Below are 17,525 nucleotides of genomic sequence, written 5' to 3' on the forward strand. Positions count from 1 at the left end.
GCACGCACGGCCTCCGTCACCTGGATGCGGCCGGCCGATGCCGCCCGCGAGCGAAGTCGAGGGGCCGGCCGCCTGCATCGCGGCTCAGCCGGGCATCGGCAGCGGCGTGGCGCGCGGCGCCTGGGTTCCACCCCGGCGCTCCAGCAGCCCCGGAGGGGGCACAGGCGCCTCGATGGTGCAGACCACGCCCGAGGGCGCGAACAGGAGCTGCACCTCGCCCGCCAGCTCGCGGGCGAGGCTGCGCTCGATCAGGCGCGAGCCGAAGCCGGTGCGGGTCGGCTTGACCACGGGCGGGCCGCCGCTCTCCGTCCAGCGCAGGTGGAGCCGGATCTCGTCCTCGCGCCGGACCGTCCAGGTGATGTCGACGGTGCCGCCCTCGCGCGAGAGCGCCCCGTATTTCACCGCGTTTGTGCCGAGCTCGTGCAGCGCCATGGCGATGGAGAGCGCCAGCCGCGGCGGCAGGCGCAGCGCCGGGCCGGAGATGCCGAAGCGCGAGCGCTGGCCGTCGCCGGCTTCGAGGGGCCGGATGGCGTCGGCCACGACGGTGCCGAGCTCGGCGCCCTCCCAGCTCTCGCGGGTGAGCACGTCGTGGACGCGGGCGAGCGCCAGCAGGCGGGCCTCGAAGGCCGCGCGGGCGGCGTCCGCCTCCTCCCCTTCGAGCCGCCGCAGCGACTGCCCGGCGATGGACTGCACCGTGGCGAGCGTGTTCTTCACGCGGTGGTTCAGCTCGTGGATGAGGAGCAGCTGGTGCTCCTCGGCGAGCTTGGCGTCGGTGATGTCGACGTTGCAGCCGGTATAGCCGAGGAAGGTGCCGGCATCGTCGAGGCGCGGGACGCCCTCGCAGCGCAGCCAGCGGACGTCGCCGTGGCGGTCGATCACGCGGACCTCGGTCCTGAAGGGGACGCGCGCGGCGAAAGCCTCGGTGAAGATCCCGGAGAACCCCTCGATATCGTCCGCGTGGATGATCCGCCGCCAGCCGGAATCGCGCAGGTCCGGCGCTGAGAGCCCGAACATGTGGTCGAAATGCAGGTTGGCGAAGCTGACCTCGGCCTCTTCGTCGGTCATCCAGATCAAGGCCGGGGCGGAATCGGCCATGTGGCGGAAGCGGGCCTCGCTCTCGCGCAGTGCGGAAAGGCCGCGCCGCGTGTCGGCGAGCGCCCGGTCGCGCTCTTCCACGCGGGTGCGCAGGCGCTGCGAGGCGTCGGAGATCACCTCGCCGAGCCGTCCGATCTCGTGGACGGGCGAGGCGATGCGCGGGATCGCCTCCCCACGCGCCAAAGCAGGCCCGGAGGCGGCGAGCTGGCGCAGGGGGCGCGAGACCCGCGACCACAGGCTCACGGCGAGCGCCGAGGAGGTCGCGAGCACCAAGAGGCCGAAGCCGAGGAAGGCCCAGAGCCAGCGGTGCAGGCGCGCGTTGACGAGGGTCTGCGGGATGCCCGTCCCCACCGTCCAGCCGGTGAGGCGGGAGCGCGCCTCGATCACCACCACGGGCCGGTTCTGGCGATCCTTGCCCTCCCAGACGCCGGGGGTGTCCGTCTGCGTCTGGCGCAGGCTCGCGAGCCGCTTCTGCCCCACGAGCCCCGGCATCTCCGGCAGCCGCGCCAGCACGATGTGGTCGCGGTCGGAGACGCCCGTCGTCCAGCCCTCCACCGACTCGCGGGCGAGGATGCCCTGGAGACGGCTCACGGGCGCGGAGAAGCTGAGGATGTAGGCGACCTCGCCGTTGGCCATCACCGGCACGGCCACGGCGTAGGTGGACTGCTCCGGGCTCGGCCCGGCGATGAGGCCGGAGACCATCGCGCGCTGCTTGCCGGACGCGATCTCGGCGTCGAACGGCAGCGCCGAGACCGGCAGCGGGCCGCCGCGCTTCATCGTGGTGTTGACGAGCTGCTGGCCGTCCGGCCGGCGCAGCGTGATGTCGAGGTCGATCGCCTCGCGCACCAGCCTGACCTGGGCGTCGAAGGCGTCGAACTCGCCCTCGCGCAGGCGCGGCGAGGTGGCCAGCGTCTGGAGCACCGAGACGAGGCCGGCGGTGTCCCTGTCGATGGAGAGGGCGATGCCGCGCACGTTCTCGCGCGCGTCCTGCTCGAAGCGCGCCCGCTCGGTGGAGGCGTAGCGCATGAGCAGGATCGCGGTGAAGATCAGGCCGGGCCCGATCAGCGCCACGACGAGGGCGACGAGATAGACCTGCGTCGAGAATCCGCGCTGGGCCAGCCGCTTGGCGCGGCGGGGCACGCGGTCGGCTGCTGGGCGCCCCGCGCCGCCCCCGTCCGCGCCCTCGATCACGGACGACGCCGCCACGGAAGCTCCCGCGCGCGGCACGGGTCCGCCGGCGTCCCGGCCTCCGGCATGGTCGGATGCGGGTGGCGTCATGGCCGATCGATATGGCCCAGATCGCGCTCCGGGTCGAGGCGGTCGCGGATGCGCTGCTTGAGGGCCTTCACGTCGGGAAAGCCGCCGTCGCGCTTGCGCTCCCAGACGCTCTCGGAGCCCATCACGATCTCGAAGGCGCCGCCGGTGGCGGGGATCAGCGCCACCTCGCCGAGGTCGTCGCGGAAGGTCGAGAGCAGCTCCTGGGCCATCCAGGCGGCCCGCAGCAGCCAGTTGCACTGGGTGCAGTAGGTGATGGCGACCCGCGGCTTGCCGCCCGCAGCTTCCGGCGTCTCATCCATGCCGCCAGAGGCCCCGGCCTCCGGCGCTTGTCAACCATTCGACGCTTGCCCCACCCTTTCGGCGTGGCGCAAGGGGCTGTTCCGGGGCGCGCGCGTGCCTATCTGTCGCGGAGGCCGGCCCACCGCCACGCTGGCCCCGAGGAGAGACACCCCATGCCGACAGGCGCCGACGCCGGAACGCTTCATCGCAGCCCGCTCATCGCGAAGATCCTCGGCGCCCTCGCCGCCATGCTGGTCGCCTCCTGCCTATCGGGCTGCGGCGCGATCAACCGGGTGCCCACCCTGGAGGAGCAGGCGAAGTCCTCGTGGAGCGAGGTCCAGAACCAGTACCAGCGCCGCGCCGACCTGATCCCGAACCTCGTCGAGACCGTGAAGGGCTACGCCCAGCAGGAAAAGGACGTGCTGACCTCCGTGATCGAGGCGCGGGCCAAGGCGACGAGCGTCAAGGTCGACGCCTCGACGGTGAGCGACCCGGAGAAGTTCAAGCAGTTCCAGGACGCGCAGAACCAGCTCACCGGCGCGCTGGGCCGGCTGCTCGTCACCGTCGAGCGCTATCCCGACCTGAAGTCGAACCAGAACTTCCTCGCCCTGCAATCGCAGCTCGAGGGCACCGAGAACCGCATCGCCGTTGCGCGTCGCGACTACATCCAGGCCGTCCAGGCCTACAACACCGAGGTTCGCACCATTCCGGGCCGCTGGATCGCCGCGTGGTTCTATCCCGAGGCGAAGCCCATGGAGACCTTCACGGCGACGCCGAACTCGGAGCGCCCGCCGAACGTGAAGTTCTAGCCTCCGGCTCGAATCGCCATGCCCGCGCGGCGCGCGACGGTTCTGCATATCCCGGCGCGGTTTCGCGCGGCGCTGGCCGCGTGGCTGCTCCTCGCCGCGCTGCTGGCACTCGTGCCCGCGCGGGTATTGGCCGCCGAGCTCGACTTCCCGGCGCTGTCCGGCCGGGTGGTCGATGCCGCCGGCATCCTCAAGCCCGAGGACCGAGCGGCGATCGAGGCCAAGCTCAAGGCGTATGAAGACAAGACCTCCGACCAGGTGGTCGTGGCGACGGTGCCGAGCCTCCAGGGCACCAGCATCGAGGATTTCGGCAACCGGCTCTTCCGCGCCTGGGCGCTCGGACAGAAGAAGACGAATAACGGCGCGCTGCTGCTCGTGGCGCCGAACGAGCGCAAGGTCCGCATCGAGGTCGGGTACGGGCTTGAGGGCGCGCTCACCGACGCGCTCTCCAAGGTCATCATCACCACCGCGATCGCGCCGCGCTTCAAGACCGGCGATTATGCCGGCGGCATCAACGCGGGCGTCGACGCGATGCTCTCGATCCTGGCGGGCGACGCCGAGGAATGGCACCGCAAGGCGGAAATCCGCGACGACTCGGCCGACCCGATGCAGGTCGTGCTCTTCGTCGTCCTGATCGTGATCGTCCTGATCATCTTCTCGCGCATGGGGCGCGGCGGGCGCGGGGGCGGCTTCATCGTCCTGCCCGGCCCCTCCTCGGGGGGCTGGAGCGGCGGCACCTCGGGCGGTTTCGGAGGGGGCGGCGGCTTCTCGGGCGGCGGCGGCTCGTCCGGCGGCGGGGGAGCATCCGGTGACTGGTAGACGCGCCGTCCTCGATGCCGCCGCCCGCGAGCGCGTTGCCGATGCGATCGGGCGCGCCGAGGCGACGACCTCGGCCGAGATCGTCGTGGTCGTCGCCGCGCGGGCGGGGCAGTACCGCTCCGCGACGCTGCTCGCGGCGCTCCTCGCCTGCCTCGCGCTGCCCTGGCCGCTGATCTGGCTGACGCGCTGGAGCGCGGGCGGCATCGCGCTGGCGCAGGTGCTGGTCGCCGCCGTCGTCCTGGCCGTGGGCCTCTACCGCCCCCTCCGCGTCGTCCTCACGCCCCCCGGCACGCGCCGCGCCCAGGCGCGGGACGCCGCCCGGCGCGCGTTCCGCTCGCGGGGCCTCAGCCGCACGCGGGGGCGCACGGGGGTGCTGATCCATCTCGCCCTGGCCGAGCGGCATGCCGAGATCGTCGCCGACGAGGGCGTCCTGGCCCTGGTCGATCCCCAAGGCTGGAACGCCGCGCTCGCGGATCTGGTCGCGGCGCTGGCGCGGGGCGACACGGAGGCGGGGCTCGTCGGAACCGTGGAGCGGGTCGGGCGGATCCTGTCCGAGAAGCTGCCCGCCGGGCCAGACAACCCCGACGAATTGCCGAACCGCGTCGTCATCACCGACTGAGCGCGGCCTCAGCCGCCGGTGACGCTCATGTGGCGGGGCACGGCGGCGGCCCGCGCCCGCTCGATGACGAAATCATGGCCCTTGGGCTTGCGGGCGATGGCGTCGATCACCGCCTGGGTGACGAGCGCGTCGTCCGGCGAGGCGCGCAGCGCGGCGCGCAGGTCGGCGGCATCTTCCTGCCCGAGGCACATGTAGAGCTTGCCCGTGCAGGTGAGCCGCACCCGGTTGCAGCTCTCGCAGAAATTATGCGTCAGCGGGGTGATGAAGCCGAGCCGTCCGCCGGTCTCCTCCACCCGCACGTAGCGGGCCGGCCCCCCCGTGCGGTCGGGCAGCGGGGTCAGCGTGTAGCGCTGCTCCAGGCGGGCGCGCGCCACCGAGAGCGGCAGGAACTGCTCGGTGCGGTCGCCCTCGATCTCGCCCAGCGGCATGACCTCGATGAGCGTCATGTCCATCTGCTCGCCATGGGCCCAGGCGATCATGTCGGCGATCTCGTGCTCGTTGACGCCGGCGAGCGCCACCGCGTTGATCTTGACCTTGATGCCGGCTTCGCGAGCGGCGCGGATGCCGTCGAGCACCACGGAGAGGTCGCCCCGTCTCGTGATCGCGCGGAACTTCTCCGGGTCGAGCGTGTCGAGGGAGACGTTGACGCGCTTCACGCCGAGGCTCGCCAACTCGTCGGCGAAGAGCGCGAGCCGGGTGCCGTTGGTGGTGAGCGTCAGCTCCTCGAGCGCGCCGCTGTCGAGATGGCGCGAGAGCCGGCGGAAGAGATGCATGACGTCGCGCCGGACCAGCGGCTCGCCGCCGGTGATGCGCAGCTTCCTGACGCCGCGATCGATGAACACGCCGCAGAGCCTGTCGAGCTCCTCCAGCGTGAGCAGGTCGCGCTTCGGCAGGAAGCTCATTTCCTCCGACATGCAGTAGATGCAGCGCAGGTCGCAGCGATCCGTCACCGAGATGCGCAGATAGGTGATCGCCCGCTGGAACGGGTCGATCAGCGGAGCGGGGGCCGCCCGCCGCGCGACATCGGCGTCATAGCGGGGCGCAACGACGGACGGACGGTCTCGTAGCAACGTTGGCATACCATGCGATATGATGCCTTGTGCGTGCGCGGGCAAGCGCGCATGCCGTCCTGGCGTTGGATCGTGTCGAGGAGTCGCGGATGAGCACCGAGCGCTGGCCCACGGAGATCAGGCTGTCGGGCGACAAGCGGACCCTGAACGTGGCCTTCGAGGACGGTGGCCGCTTCGCGCTGCCGGCGGAATACCTGCGGGTGCAGAGTCCGTCCGCCGAGGTGCAGGGGCACTCGCCCGCCGAGCGCAAGGTCATCGGCGGCAAGAGCGAGGTGGCGATCCTGGCGGTCGAGGCGATCGGCAACTACGCGGTGAAGCTGCGCTTCGACGACATGCACGACACCGGCATCTACGGCTGGGGCTACCTCTACGATCTCGGCCGCGAGTACCGCCACCGCTGGGCGATCTATCTCGACGAGCTCAAGGAGCGCGGGCTGGCGCGCGAGCCCGGCCGGGCGGCGCCCCAAAAGGAACATGGCGGCGGAAGCTGCGGCAGCGGCTGCGGCTGCCACTGACGGTCCGCGCCGGCCCATGCCGGGTCCGGCCATCGACGGCCGCGCGGGCCGGACGCGACGCCCGCCCGCAAAACCAACATGAAAAAGGGCCGGCGTCGCCGCCGGCCCTTCCCGCCCCCTCAAGCGGTGCGACGCGTCCTCAGCGCTGGACGATCACCTTCGTGCCGACCTTGGCGTAGGTGTAGAGGTCCGCGACGTCCTCGTTGGTCATGCGGATGCAGCCCGAGGAGACCGCCGTGCCGATGGTCTCCGGCTCGTTGGAGCCGTGGATGCGGTAGATGCTGCTGCCGAGATACATCGCGCGGGCGCCGAGCGGGTTCTCGATGCCGCCCTTCATGAAACGCGGCAGGTCGGGCCGGCGGCGCAGCATCTCGGCCGGCGGACGCCAATCGGGCCACTCGCGCTTCATGGTGATGGTCTGCACGCCGCCCCAGGTGAAGCCCGGACGGCCGACGCCAACGCCGTAGCGCAGGGCCTGGCCGCCGCCGAGCACGTAGTAGAGCCGCCGCTCGGCCGTGGAGACGATGATCGTCCCGGCGCCGTAGGGACCGTCATAGGCCACGGTCTCCTTCTTGATCGCCGACATCTGCGGCACCGTGGAGGCGGCGGCCATCGGATCGGCGGTGTTGAGCGAGGCGTTCGCCGTCGGCACAGAGACGGCGGCGGCCTGCGGGCGCACGCGCACGGTGAGCGCGTTGTCGAGCGGCTGACGGGTCAGCGGATCGATCTCGTAGGCGAGAACAGGCGAGACCAACGCGACGAGCGCGCAGGCAGCCCCGGCCAGGACTGAGCTGTAGGGACGCATCAAAGCCTCTCGTAGGCAGGCGGGCATCTGCGGAAACACGGTGGACAACTCACGCACGATGCCGTGCGGGATGTCGCCAAGGGGTAAACGAGGGGCGTCCAAAGCCAAGCCCAAAACGCCCGCACGGCGCGGATCGGCCGCCGTCGTGACGCTGTGGCAACACTGTGTCAGCTTTGCCATAAGCCGGCGATGCAAGGGACCGGCTTCCCTGTCGATTCAAGGCTTTACCAGTATGGGCCGAGATCGGGAGGCGGGTCGCGTTCGCTGCGGCCTCAGGCGCGCGGCCATGGCGGTCGCGGCACGGAGGGCGGTCCCCGAAACAATCGGGCGGTATTGTATGAATTATTCCGCATAGGCTGATGCGGAAGCCTGCCGGCTGGGGATAACCTGTGCGTGCCCGTGCCCTGAGACCATGGGCCACCTTCCCAGGGCGCGTTCCTTCTCCCGGAGGAACGCGCCTTTCCTTATCGCGCGTCGAGGCCGAGATCGATGATCGCGGCGCTGTGGGTAATCCAGCCGCAGGAGATCAGGTCGACGCCGGACGCCGCCACGGCGCCCACGGTCTCGCGGGTGATGCGGCCCGAGGCTTCCGCGATGGCGCGGCCGTCGATCATCGCCACCGCGCGGGCGAGCTGGTCGGGCGTCATGTTGTCGAGGAGCACGGCGTCGGCGCCGACGGAGAGCGCTTCGGCGAGCTGGTCGAGGGTATCGACCTCGACCTCGATCTTCACGAGATGCCCGGTATTCGCCCGCGCCCGCTCGATGGCCGGCACGATGCCGCCGGCCACCGCGACGTGGTTGTCCTTGATGAGCACCGCGTCGTCGAGGCCGAAGCGGTGGTTCGAGCCGCCGCCGGCGCGCACGGCGTGCTTCTCGAGCGCCCGCAGGCCCGGCGTGGTCTTGCGGGTGCAGACGATCCGGGCCTTGCCGTGGGGCCGCGCCGCTTCCACCAGGGAGGCCGTGGCCGTGGCGACGCCGGACATGCGGCAGAGCAGGTTGAGGGCCACGCGCTCGGCGGTGAGGATGGCGCGGGCCGGGCCGGACAGCCGGATCACCACGTCGCCGGGCGCGATGCGCGCGCCCTCCCCGCGCTCGACGGTGACGGACACCGCCGGGTCGATCAGCTCGAAGGCGATGCGGGCCGCGTCCGTGCCGGCGACGACCCCCGCCTGCCGGGCGGCGATGACTCCCTCGAGCCGGGCATCCGCCGGCACGATGGCGTCGGTGGTGATGTCGCCGGCCCGGCCGAGATCCTCCAGCAGGGCGGCGCGCACGATGGGCTCCACCAGGAGCCTCGGCAGGGGGCTGAGTGTGCTGGGGCTGGACGTGCTCATGGGACCTGCTCCGTCCGTTTCGCGACGGCTGCGTCGGGCATCGTCATCCGCGAATGCCGCGCCTCGACCTGCTCAGGGAAATCGCTGCGCCAATGGGCGCCGCGGCTCTCCTGACGCGCCAGGGCGCCGCGGGCGATCATCAGCCCGGTGAGGGCCGCCGGACATCCCGCCCCGGCCAGCGGTTCCAGGGTCTCGACGGCTCGCGCGAGGCCGGCGGCATCGCGAACGACGCCGACATGCGTCTCCATCACCGCGCGGATCGGGGCGATGTCGCCGGTCGCGGGCGCGACCGTGGTCTCCGGGCCGATGCGGCCGGGCGGCGGCGGATCGAGCCCGTCCGCGATCCAGCCGCCGAAGGCCAGGGCCTCCAGCAGCGAGTTGCTGGCCAGCCGGTTGGCGCCGTGCAGGCCCGTCGAGGCGACCTCGCCGCAGGCGTAGAGCCCCGGCACGCTGCTCGCGCCGGCGCCGTCCACCAGCACGCCGCCCATGTGGTAATGGGCCGCCGGCCGCACGGGAATCGCCTGCCGGGCCGGATCGATGCCGGCCGCCGCGCAGAGCGCTGCCACCGTGGGGAAGCGCGCCGGCATGCGCGCGCCGAGATCGCCCCGCGTGTCGAGGAAGACGGTGGCGCCCCGCCCGAGCGCCTGGAAGATCGCGCGGGCCACCACGTCGCGCGGCGCCAGATCGCCGCCGTCGATGCCGGCCATGATGCGCGCGCCGGTCTCGTCGATGAGCGACGCCCCCTCCCCGCGCAGGGCTTCGGTGGCGAGCGGCATCGGATCGGCGCCGGCCGCGATGGCGGTGGGGTGGAACTGCACGAACTCCATGTCGCGCAAGGTCGCGCCGGCCCGTGCCGCCAGCGCGAGGCCGCGCCCGGTGGCGCCGCGCGGGTTCGTGGTCGAGGCGTAGAGCGCCCCGACGCCGCCCGTCGCCAGCACGACGGCGCGGGCGGGGATGCGGAAGCGCGCCCCGTCGCGCTCGGCGACGATGCCGGCCACGGCGCCGTTCTCGTCGCGCAGGAGATCGACGGCGGTGGCGACCACCACCTCGACGGACGGCGCCAGAGCGGCGGCCCGGCTCAGGGTGTCGAGCACGGCCTTGCCGGTGGCATCGCCGCCGGCCCGCACGATGCGGCGTCGGGAATGGGCGGCCTCCAGCCCGAGCGCCAGGGCGCCGGCCGGGTCGCGGTCGAAGGGCAGGCCGAGCCCGACGAGCCAGCCGATCAGGCCGGGGCCGGCTTGCGCGACGCGCAGCGCCACCTCCGGCTCGGTCAGCCCGGCGCCGGCGGCCTGCGTGTCGGCGGCGTGGAGCGCGGGCGCGTCGTCCGCCCCGATGGCGGATGCGATGCCGCCCTGCGCCCAGCCGGTGGCGGTGCCGATTCCCAGCGGCGCGGCGGCGACCAGCGTCACCGGGCGGGGCGCCAGACGGAGCGCCGTGGCGAGACCCGCGACGCCGGCCCCGACGACGACGATCCGGTCGGCGGGATTGCGGGAGAGCGCGTTCATCGCGGCCGCACCGCGAGCATGCGCTCCACCGCCAGCCGCGCGCGGTCGGCGACGGCCGGATCGACCGTGACCTCGTGCGTCAGCGTCTCCAGGGAGCGGCGGATGTTGCGCAGGCTCATGCGCTTCATGTGCGGGCACATGTTGCAGGGCTTGATGAACTCGATGTCGGGGTTTGCCGCCGCGATGTTGTCGGCCATCGAGCATTCGGTGACGAGAACCACCTGCGGCGGCCGCTTCTCGACGACGTAGTTCATCATCAGCGCGGTGGAGCCCGAGAAATCGGCTTCCGCGACGACCTCAGGCGGGCATTCCGGGTGCGCGATGACGGTCACGCCCGGATAGCTCTCGCGGACCTCGCGAATGTCGGCGGGGGTGAAGCGCTCATGCACCTCGCAATGCCCGGCCCAGGTGAGGATCTCGACCTCGGGCACCTCGGCCTGGACGTTCTGCGCCAGGAACTCGTCGGGGATCATCAGCACGCGCGGCGCGTTCAGCGAGCGCACCACGTCGACGGCGTTGCCCGACGTGCAGCAGAGGTCCGACTCCGCCTTCACGGCGGCCGAGGTGTTGACGTAGGTCACGATCGGCACGCCGGGATATTTTTCGCGTAGCCCGCGCACGTCCTCGGCCGTGATCGAATCGGCGAGCGAGCAGCCGGCGCCCATGTCCGGGATCAGCACGGTCTTCGACGGATTCAGGAGCTTCGCCGTCTCGGCCATGAAGTGCACGCCGGCGAGCACGATCACGTCGGCATCGACAGTCACGGCCTCGCGGGCGAGCGCGAGGCTGTCGCCGACGATGTCGGACACCGTGTGGAAGATCTCCGGCGCCTGGTAGTTATGGGCCAGGATGACGGCGTTGCGCTCCTTCTTGAGGCGCAGGATCGCCTCAATGTCCGGGGCCAGGGCCGGCCACTCCATCGGGAGGATGTGCCGGCTCACCCGCTCGTACATCTCGGGCAGCGGGAAGGCCGCCGGGGCGGTCGCGGCGCCGGGTCGGGAGAGCGGGATCGTGGTGGCCGCCATGGCGTCCTCCTTTATGCTCACTTTGAGCATTGTGCCGCCTAACTTAGGAGCGAAGGGGTCGCGAGTCCAGATATGCTGAACCTGAGCATATCGATTTTGCGACGCGAATTTCCCGCGCTGTTTCTTGTGCGCTGCGGCATGGGCGCATTTCGTCGGCCGGGGAGGCACCTCACGGCTGCCCGCGCGTCCCGATCGTGGCGCGGCATTGATCCATGTTGAAGCGCGCCATCGGCGGCTCCCGCAAGAACGAGGCCCTGGGACGGGCCGTTCTCCGTCTCCCGCCGTTTCTGTCAGCGGAACATCCATGCCTCAACCGAAGCCCGGCGCCGCGTCCGCCCTCACGCGCCGCCCGGAGCTCACCGCCGCGATCCGGGAGCATCTCGGCGAGGCGCTGAGGACCGCCTATGCCGGACAGCGCCAGCCCGAGACGCCGTCGCGGTTCACCGCTCTCATCGCGCGCCTGGAAGGCGCCCTCTCGGGGGCGCAGGCGCGCGCGGAGGCCGATTTCCGCAAGGGTTTTCTCGCGGCGGTGCCGAGCCTCCAGAACTTCGCGCTCTCGCTGACCCGCAACCCGGCCTCCGCCGACGATCTCGTGCAGGACACGCTGCTGCGCGCCTGGCGCAGCCGCGACAGCTTCGCCGTCGGCACGAACATGGGCGCGTGGCTCTTCACCATCATGCGCAACGCCTTCTACAGCAGCCATCGCCGGCAGGGGCGCGAGGTCTCCGATGCCGATGGCAGCTACGCTGCCCGCGTCGGCACGGTGCCGGAGCAGAGCGGACATCTCGACCTCCAGGACGCGCATCAGGCCCTCGCCCGGCTCCCGGCGCCCATGCGCGAGGCCCTGGTGCTGGTGGCCATCGAGAACCTCAGCTACGAGCAGGCGGCTGAGGTGCTCAACTGCCGGATCGGCACCGTGAAGAGCCGGGTCTGGCGGGCGCGCGACCAGCTCGCCTATCTGCTCGGCTACTCCGCCGACGAGGTCGGCGCGGACCGCCTGACCCTGTCCGCGCTGTCCGGCGGCGGCTCCCCCGTCGACGCCTGATCCGCGGGGTCGCTCCCCAAGCCGCGTGCCGCCCTCGGTTGTGCGCGCGGCGAGCAGCCGATAGAGCGGCCCGCGCGTGTTCCATCGTCCGGGGCGCCGCTCGCGTTGTCGCGCGCGGGTCGGTCCATGGGCGGCCGGACGCGGCCTCAGACGCGTCCCGACGCTGGCCGGACCCCTGCATGACCGCCCTGCCGCTCTCCGTCTTCATCATCGCCCGCAACGAGGTCGACCGGATCGGCGCGACGATCCGCGCGGTGCGCGACCTGACGGACGATCTCGTGGTGGTCGATTCCGGGTCGACGGACGGCACCCAGGACCTCGCCCGCTCCCTCGGCGCGCGGGTCATCCACAACGAGTGGCCAGGCTACGGGCCGCAGAAGCGCTTCGCCGAGGAGGCGTGCCGGCATGTCTGGCTGCTCAACCTCGATGCCGACGAGGTCGTGCCCCCCGATCTTGCCGCCCGCATCCGCGCCCTGTTCGCCGAGGGCGAGCCGAGCATCCCGGCCTGGCGGCTTGCCATCGCCGAGATCTTTCCCGGCGAGACCCGTCCGCATCCCTGGGCCTACGCGCTGACGCCGGTGCGGCTCTACCGCAAGGATGTCGGCCGCTACTCGCCCTCCCCTGTCCACGACCGGGTGGAGCTGCCGGCGGGGACGCCGACGGGGCGGCTCAAGGGCGTAATCCACCATTTCTCGGTGCGCTCGCTCGGCGACCAGCTCGACAAGCTGAACCGCTACTCGGACCAGCAGGCCGACGATCTTTCCGCGCGCGGGGTGGAGATCCCGGCGTGGCGGGTTTTCGTGGAACTGCCGGGGAATTTCCTGAAGGCGTATATCGGCCGGCGCCATTTCGTGCGCGGCGTCTACGGATTCCTGACGGCGATGAACTACGCGATCTCGCGCCACCTGCGCGTCGCCAAGCACTACGAGCGCCGCCGCCTCACGACGGCTGTCGCCGAGCCCACGACGCGGGTTGACCCGCCCCACGCGAAATTCTAGAGCCGGGCACTGTGGAGACGTGGCCGAGCGGCTGAAGGCACTCGTTTGCTAAATGAGCATACCCAGAAATGGGTATCGAGGGTTCGAATCCCTCCGTCTCCGCCACTCATGTGCGACCACCCTCATTCTTTCTGCGAGCCGGCGTGATGATCCCGCCATAGGGCCGGGATTGCGCGCGCTCGCGACGGCTGGCCCGCGACGGAGCTGTCCGCTCTCGAGCGCGGCGGCCAACCGGCTGGACAAGCGGCTGCCCGGTCACGCAAACGTTGGATCACCGAGGAGCGCCCACTCCGCCGGACAGGGAATCTTGAAGGCTCATCTTCGCGGAGACTTCGGGACCGTTGGGAGCCAGGGGAGGATCACCGAACGCTCTCGACCTGGGAGACTGATGTCGGCCCTTCTGACCTGAAACAGACGGCCGGACGGTGTGGGCTCAGCCGCGCGTCCCGCTTGCGGCCAGGGCGATGGGCTGCCCGTGGGGGGTGGCGCGGGCGGCCGTGTCCCAGGCGTCGCGAAGCGCGGCAAGGGCCGCCCGGTCCGTCACCGCCTTGCGGACCAGAATCGCCTCCAGGGCGATGAGCCAAGCGTAATAGCTCGCCTCGCCGCAAGGCCCCGCCGACGGGTCGGTGCGCATGGCCGCCGCCAGTTCCTCGGTCCATTCCGGCCAGGTGAACAGCCCGGCCTCGTGCAGCGACACCGCCATCGCGAAGACCTGCGCCTCCCACGGCTCCCGGAACGCCTGGGCCTCGGCGCCTCCGGCGCGGTCAATCGACGGGGTCAAGATAGCTCTCCCAAGCATCCACCGAGACGTCCAGCGTCGGATCGGCCTGCGGCCCCCACAGTTCGGTGCCGCTGAAGCGGACCGTGAACAGCCATTGCGGCGTCTCGCCCAGGTCGTGCGCGTTGGTATCCGGCAGCACGAACACACCCTGAACCCGCTCGACCACCCCGACCTTGCCGCGCACGTAGCGAGGCAGGCGCGTGTGGGTCGGCGGGTTGATCACCCGCGCGCGGACCGCATCGCCCACCGCGAAGCGCGCCGCGGCGTCCGGCTCCCGCGCGTAGCGCGTCCCTGCCGCGAGCGCCGGCCCGACCCGGTCCGCGCGCAGCACCCGCGGCACCGGCTTGGCCGGCTCCATCGGCGTGCCTGTCGCGATCTCCTCGGGTGTGACCAGCCCCTCCGCGATCAGCCGGTTCGTCAGGGCCTTCAACCAGATCTGGTAGTAGGACGAGCCGTAATACTCCGCCGGGGGCAGCGATTCCCGGCTGAAGCGCATGGCGTCGATGGTCCAGACGCCGGCGGCCGAGGCCGCCAGCGTCACGGCGAGCACCCGCTTCTCCCAGTCCGCGTGGAAGCGCACCGCTTCGGGCTCCGGCACGACGGGACCGAAACCCATCATGCCGCCGACGTCCTGCGGCCCGTTCACGCGTCGCCTCCGGGCTGGCGGGCGAGGCCCGCGCCGATCATCGCGTCGCGGGTGACGAGGTCGGCGAGCGCCGCCTCGTCGAGTCCCTCGCTGCCGGGGGGGCGCTGCGGGATGACGAGGTAGCGGGTCTCGGCGGTCGAGTCCCATACCCGGATCTGGCGGTCCGCCGGCACGCCGACCCCGAACTCGGCGAGCACGCCGCGCGGGTCGATGACCGCGCGCGACCGGTAGGCCGGGCTCTTGTACCAGGTCGGGGGCAGGCCGAGCACCGGCCAGGGGTAGCAGGAGCACAGCGTACACACGACGAGGTTGTGCGTGGCCTCGGTGTTCTCGACGGCCACCATGTGCTCGCCCTGCCGGCCGCCGAAGCCGAGGGCCGCGATCGCGGCGGTGGCGTCCCGCAGGAGCCAGTCGCGGTAGGCCGGATCGCTCCAGGCCTTGGCCACGACGCGGGCGCCGTTGCGCGGTCCGATACGAGTCTCGTAGGTCTCGATGATCGCTGCCAGCGCAGCCGGATCGACATAGCCCTTGGCCACCAGCAGCGACTCGAGCGCGCGGACCCGCAGCTCGGTGTCCGACAGGGCGCTGCCGTGACCGTCGTCGTGACCGTGATGATCGTGCTTGTGGTCGTCTTGCATCGGCTATCCTTCTCGAGGGCCGTCGCGTGCCGCCGGCGCGCCGAGCTCGGCCAGCGCGGACGCCGTCCCGAACCTGTGATCCCGGCGTCATCCATACGGTGACGAGTGTGGTGCCCCCCGCGCCAGAGCCGTGCCAGACACCTCGCGATCAGGCGCGGCTCCAAGTCTTGGTGCGCTCTTTTCTTGGTGCGCTCTTTTGCGCCGAACCGGTAGCCCCTTCGGCGAGGAGCGATCCAAGGTCTGCCGCCTGTCCGGACGGAGAGCCGGGACCCGCTTCTCCCGGACAGACTCTCAGGATGCGAGACCGAACTCCGGATGCTCGACCGCACCGCTCTCGATGCGTCCGATCAGCCCGTGGATGTCGCCCAGCACCCATAGATCCCGGACCTTGCCCTGCGCGAAGGTGAAGACCGGCGCGCCGTACCACCAGACGTGGCGACCGCTCGGCGGCCGACCGAAGAGCGGCTTGCGGTGGATGCCGTGGAACCGCAGCTTGCCCGCGACCCGATCGCCCTCCTCGACGAGGTCGAGGATGTCGGAGGTGTAGTGCTCCAGGGAGTCCGTCACCCAGCGCACGTACTCGGCGAACTGGGCATGGCCGATCAGGACCGGCCCCAGGGAGCCGCGAAAGCTGAAGTCGGCGTGGAAGATCTCGGGAATCAGCCGGACGTCGGCATGGTCCCACATATCCTTGTAGAATTTTCGCACGACCTCCTTCTGAGGGCTCAGCGTAGCGTGGTCGATCGGCATCGGGGGCTCCAGGCCGATAGGGGCGGCGATCATGGGCGTTCGTCTCGCAGTGTCGAGAAAGGGGGAATTGCCGGGCTAAGGCAGGCGAGGCCGACGGCGCCGCGTCAGGCGCTCGTGGCGGCGGCGGGCAGCGGAGGCAGTTCGTCCCTCGTCGAAGGCGCCGCCTGCGTGATGTCGCGACCGCGCGTCTCGGGCAGAAACAGCAGGGCGAGGATCGCGAGGCCGTATGCCCCGGCCGTGTAGAGGCCGATCGCCGTGCCGAGAGGCAGAGACGTGCTCAGCAGGCCGACGAGCGCCGGGAAGAGCGCGCCGATGCCGCGGCCGATATTGTAGCAGAAGCCCTGCCCGGTGCCCCGTACCTCGGTGGGGAACAGTTCGGCGAAATAGGCGCCCGTGGGAGCGAACATGGCGTTCGCGCAGAAGCCGAGCGGGAAGCCGAGGACGAGCATCAGCCCGTTGTCGATCGGCACGAGGGTGTAGAGGCAGACGACGATCGTCGACAGCACGGCGAACAGCAGGAACGTGCGACGGCGTCCGATCCAGTCCGCGAGATGGGCACCCGCCAGGAAGCCGCAGAAGGCGCCGAGAATGATCACCGCGAGATAGGATCCGGTCCCGAGGACGGACAAGCCCTTCTGGGTCTTCAGGTAGGTCGGCAACCAGGTGACGACGGCGTAGTAGCCGCCCTGGAGACCGACGGCGAACACTGACGACAGCACGGTGGTCCGCAGCAGGTCGCGGTGGAAGATCCGCAGGAATTGTCGTCCCCCCGACCGGCGCTCGGTCGCGGACCTGGCGCGGGCCGAGGCCTCGAAGACATCCGACTCCGTCACGTAGCGCCTGATGAAGATGACGAGCAGGGCCGGCAGGACGCCGATCCAGAACATGGCCCGCCACGCCTGCTCCTGTGGCAGGAGCGAGAAGAGCAGCGCGAACAGGAGGGCCGCCCCCGCCCACCCCACGGCGAAGCCGCTATGGACGGTGCCGGCGGCCCGGCCGCGGAACTCCGGCCGGATCACCTCCGAGATCAGGACCGCGCCGGCTGCCCACTCACCCCCGAAGCCCAGCCCCTGCAAGCTGCGCAGAACGAGGAGGTGCCAGTAGTCGGTCGCGAACCCGCTCAGGAATGTGAAGAACGCAAACCAGACCACAGTGATCTGCAGCGTGCGCACCCGGCCGAAACGGTCGCTCAGGGCACCGGCGATCCATCCCCCCATCGCGGAGAAGAGGAGCGCCACAGTCCCGACATAGCCGGCCTGGACCTGGGTCATCCCCCAGGTCGCGATCAGCGTCGGAATCGCGAACGAGTAGATCTGAACGTCGAAGGCGTCGAGGGCCCAGCCGCCGAAGCAGGCCGTCATCGTCCGCCGTTCACGCTTCGTCAGGTCCTGCCACCACATCCGCATCACCGTGCTCCCCTGTCGGGACAGTGGCCGTGCACGGGCCGACGTCCGAGTGCGGAGCGGAGGATGAACAGCGCAAAAACGCTTGAAAATGTAGATTTTCGCGTTCGTTCG

Annotated in this window: 18 protein-coding genes and 1 tRNA gene; 7 read left to right on the top strand and 12 right to left on the bottom strand. The window is 71.1% G+C overall.

From position 1 onward, the window contains the following. Positions 1-84: 84 nt before the first annotated feature. Both ACP56T_RS03455 and ACP56T_RS03460 read right to left on the bottom strand, forming a co-directional pair. Positions 85-2,235: a sensor histidine kinase gene (locus ACP56T_RS03455; RefSeq protein WP_430910908.1), complete on the bottom strand. Its 2,151-nt coding sequence runs from the start codon at positions 2,233-2,235 to the stop codon at positions 85-87. A gap of 134 nt (positions 2,236-2,369) precedes the next feature. Then, positions 2,370-2,672 (bottom strand): Rdx family protein, encoded by a 303-nt coding sequence (locus ACP56T_RS03460; RefSeq protein WP_430910709.1) that lies wholly within the window; start codon positions 2,670-2,672, stop codon positions 2,370-2,372. Between the two features lie 153 nt (positions 2,673-2,825). Here ACP56T_RS03460 and ACP56T_RS03465 point away from each other — a divergent pair, with 153 nt between their 5' ends. The 3 genes from ACP56T_RS03465 to ACP56T_RS03475 are packed head-to-tail and all read left to right on the top strand — an operon-like array spanning position 2,826 to position 4,896. Beyond that, on the top strand, positions 2,826-3,461 hold the full coding sequence (locus ACP56T_RS03465) for a LemA family protein (protein WP_430910710.1): 636 nt from the start codon (positions 2,826-2,828) through the stop codon (positions 3,459-3,461). 18 nt (positions 3,462-3,479) lie between these two features. Beyond that, positions 3,480-4,277, top strand: coding sequence for a TPM domain-containing protein (locus ACP56T_RS03470; RefSeq protein WP_430910711.1), 798 nt, complete (start codon positions 3,480-3,482; stop codon positions 4,275-4,277). After that, entirely contained in the window at positions 4,267-4,896 is a 630-nt protein-coding gene (locus tag ACP56T_RS03475) for a TPM domain-containing protein (protein ID WP_430910712.1), read from the top strand. Before ACP56T_RS03470 ends, ACP56T_RS03475 begins: the two co-directional genes overlap by 11 nt. 8 nt (positions 4,897-4,904) lie before the next feature. Here the strand turns inward: ACP56T_RS03475 and moaA are convergent, their stop codons facing one another. Next, positions 4,905-5,891, bottom strand: a complete 987-nt coding sequence (gene moaA / locus ACP56T_RS03480) for a GTP 3',8-cyclase MoaA (RefSeq protein WP_430910909.1) — start codon at positions 5,889-5,891, stop codon at positions 4,905-4,907. 164 nt (positions 5,892-6,055) lie between these two features. On the opposite strand from moaA, the gene ACP56T_RS03485 reads away from it, so the two are divergent. Continuing rightward, entirely contained in the window at positions 6,056-6,481 is a 426-nt protein-coding gene (locus ACP56T_RS03485) for a gamma-butyrobetaine hydroxylase family protein (protein WP_430910713.1), read from the top strand. Positions 6,482-6,620: 139 nt separating this feature from the next. Here the strand turns inward: ACP56T_RS03485 and ACP56T_RS03490 are convergent, their stop codons facing one another. The 4 genes from ACP56T_RS03490 to nadA all read right to left on the bottom strand — a co-directional run bounded on the left by ACP56T_RS03490 (position 6,621) and on the right by nadA (position 11,150). Next, positions 6,621-7,286, bottom strand: coding sequence for a L,D-transpeptidase (locus ACP56T_RS03490; protein WP_430910714.1), 666 nt, complete (start codon positions 7,284-7,286; stop codon positions 6,621-6,623). A gap of 464 nt (positions 7,287-7,750) precedes the next feature. Beyond that, entirely contained in the window at positions 7,751-8,620 is an 870-nt protein-coding gene (nadC, locus tag ACP56T_RS03495; protein ID WP_430910715.1) for a carboxylating nicotinate-nucleotide diphosphorylase, read from the bottom strand. Beyond that, positions 8,617-10,125, bottom strand: a complete 1,509-nt coding sequence (locus ACP56T_RS03500; protein WP_430910716.1) for an L-aspartate oxidase — start codon at positions 10,123-10,125, stop codon at positions 8,617-8,619. Before ACP56T_RS03500 ends, nadC begins: the two co-directional genes overlap by 4 nt. Then, positions 10,122-11,150, bottom strand: a complete 1,029-nt coding sequence (gene nadA, locus ACP56T_RS03505) for a quinolinate synthase NadA (RefSeq protein WP_430910717.1) — start codon at positions 11,148-11,150, stop codon at positions 10,122-10,124. The genes ACP56T_RS03500 and nadA overlap by 4 nt, the downstream gene beginning before the upstream one ends. A gap of 304 nt (positions 11,151-11,454) precedes the next feature. On the opposite strand from nadA, the gene ACP56T_RS03510 reads away from it, so the two are divergent. The 3 genes from ACP56T_RS03510 (at position 11,455) to ACP56T_RS03520 (ending at position 13,298) form a co-directional block, all read left to right on the top strand. Next, positions 11,455-12,195, top strand: coding sequence for a sigma-70 family RNA polymerase sigma factor (locus tag ACP56T_RS03510; RefSeq protein WP_430910718.1), 741 nt, complete (start codon positions 11,455-11,457; stop codon positions 12,193-12,195). Between the two features lie 179 nt (positions 12,196-12,374). Next, positions 12,375-13,193 carry a glycosyltransferase family 2 protein gene (locus ACP56T_RS03515; protein WP_430910719.1) on the top strand — a complete coding sequence of 273 codons (819 nt, stop codon included), beginning with the start codon at positions 12,375-12,377 and terminating at the stop codon, positions 13,191-13,193. A gap of 13 nt (positions 13,194-13,206) precedes the next feature. Further along, a tRNA-Ser gene (locus ACP56T_RS03520) sits at positions 13,207-13,298 on the top strand. 328 nt (positions 13,299-13,626) lie between these two features. On the opposite strand, the gene ACP56T_RS03525 is transcribed toward ACP56T_RS03520, so the two are convergent. From ACP56T_RS03525 to ACP56T_RS03545, 5 genes are all read right to left on the bottom strand, one after another. Then, positions 13,627-13,974 (bottom strand): nitrile hydratase accessory protein, encoded by a 348-nt coding sequence (locus tag ACP56T_RS03525; protein ID WP_430910720.1) that lies wholly within the window; start codon positions 13,972-13,974, stop codon positions 13,627-13,629. Further along, complete coding sequence (nthB, locus tag ACP56T_RS03530) at positions 13,958-14,620, bottom strand: nitrile hydratase subunit beta (protein ID WP_430910721.1); 663 nt, start codon at positions 14,618-14,620, stop codon at positions 13,958-13,960. The genes ACP56T_RS03525 and nthB overlap by 17 nt, the downstream gene beginning before the upstream one ends. Then, on the bottom strand, positions 14,617-15,258 hold the full coding sequence (gene nthA, locus ACP56T_RS03535; protein WP_430910722.1) for a nitrile hydratase subunit alpha: 642 nt from the start codon (positions 15,256-15,258) through the stop codon (positions 14,617-14,619). Before nthA ends, nthB begins: the two co-directional genes overlap by 4 nt. 291 nt (positions 15,259-15,549) lie before the next feature. Further along, complete coding sequence (locus ACP56T_RS03540) at positions 15,550-16,041, bottom strand: ester cyclase (RefSeq protein ID WP_430910723.1); 492 nt, start codon at positions 16,039-16,041, stop codon at positions 15,550-15,552. 71 nt (positions 16,042-16,112) lie between these two features. Next, complete coding sequence (locus tag ACP56T_RS03545) at positions 16,113-17,408, bottom strand: MFS transporter (RefSeq protein WP_430910910.1); 1,296 nt, start codon at positions 17,406-17,408, stop codon at positions 16,113-16,115. Positions 17,409-17,525 lie beyond the last annotated feature (117 nt).

It is taken from the genome of Methylobacterium endophyticum (assembly GCF_050591105.1).
Lineage (GTDB): Bacteria > Pseudomonadota > Alphaproteobacteria > Rhizobiales > Beijerinckiaceae > Methylobacterium.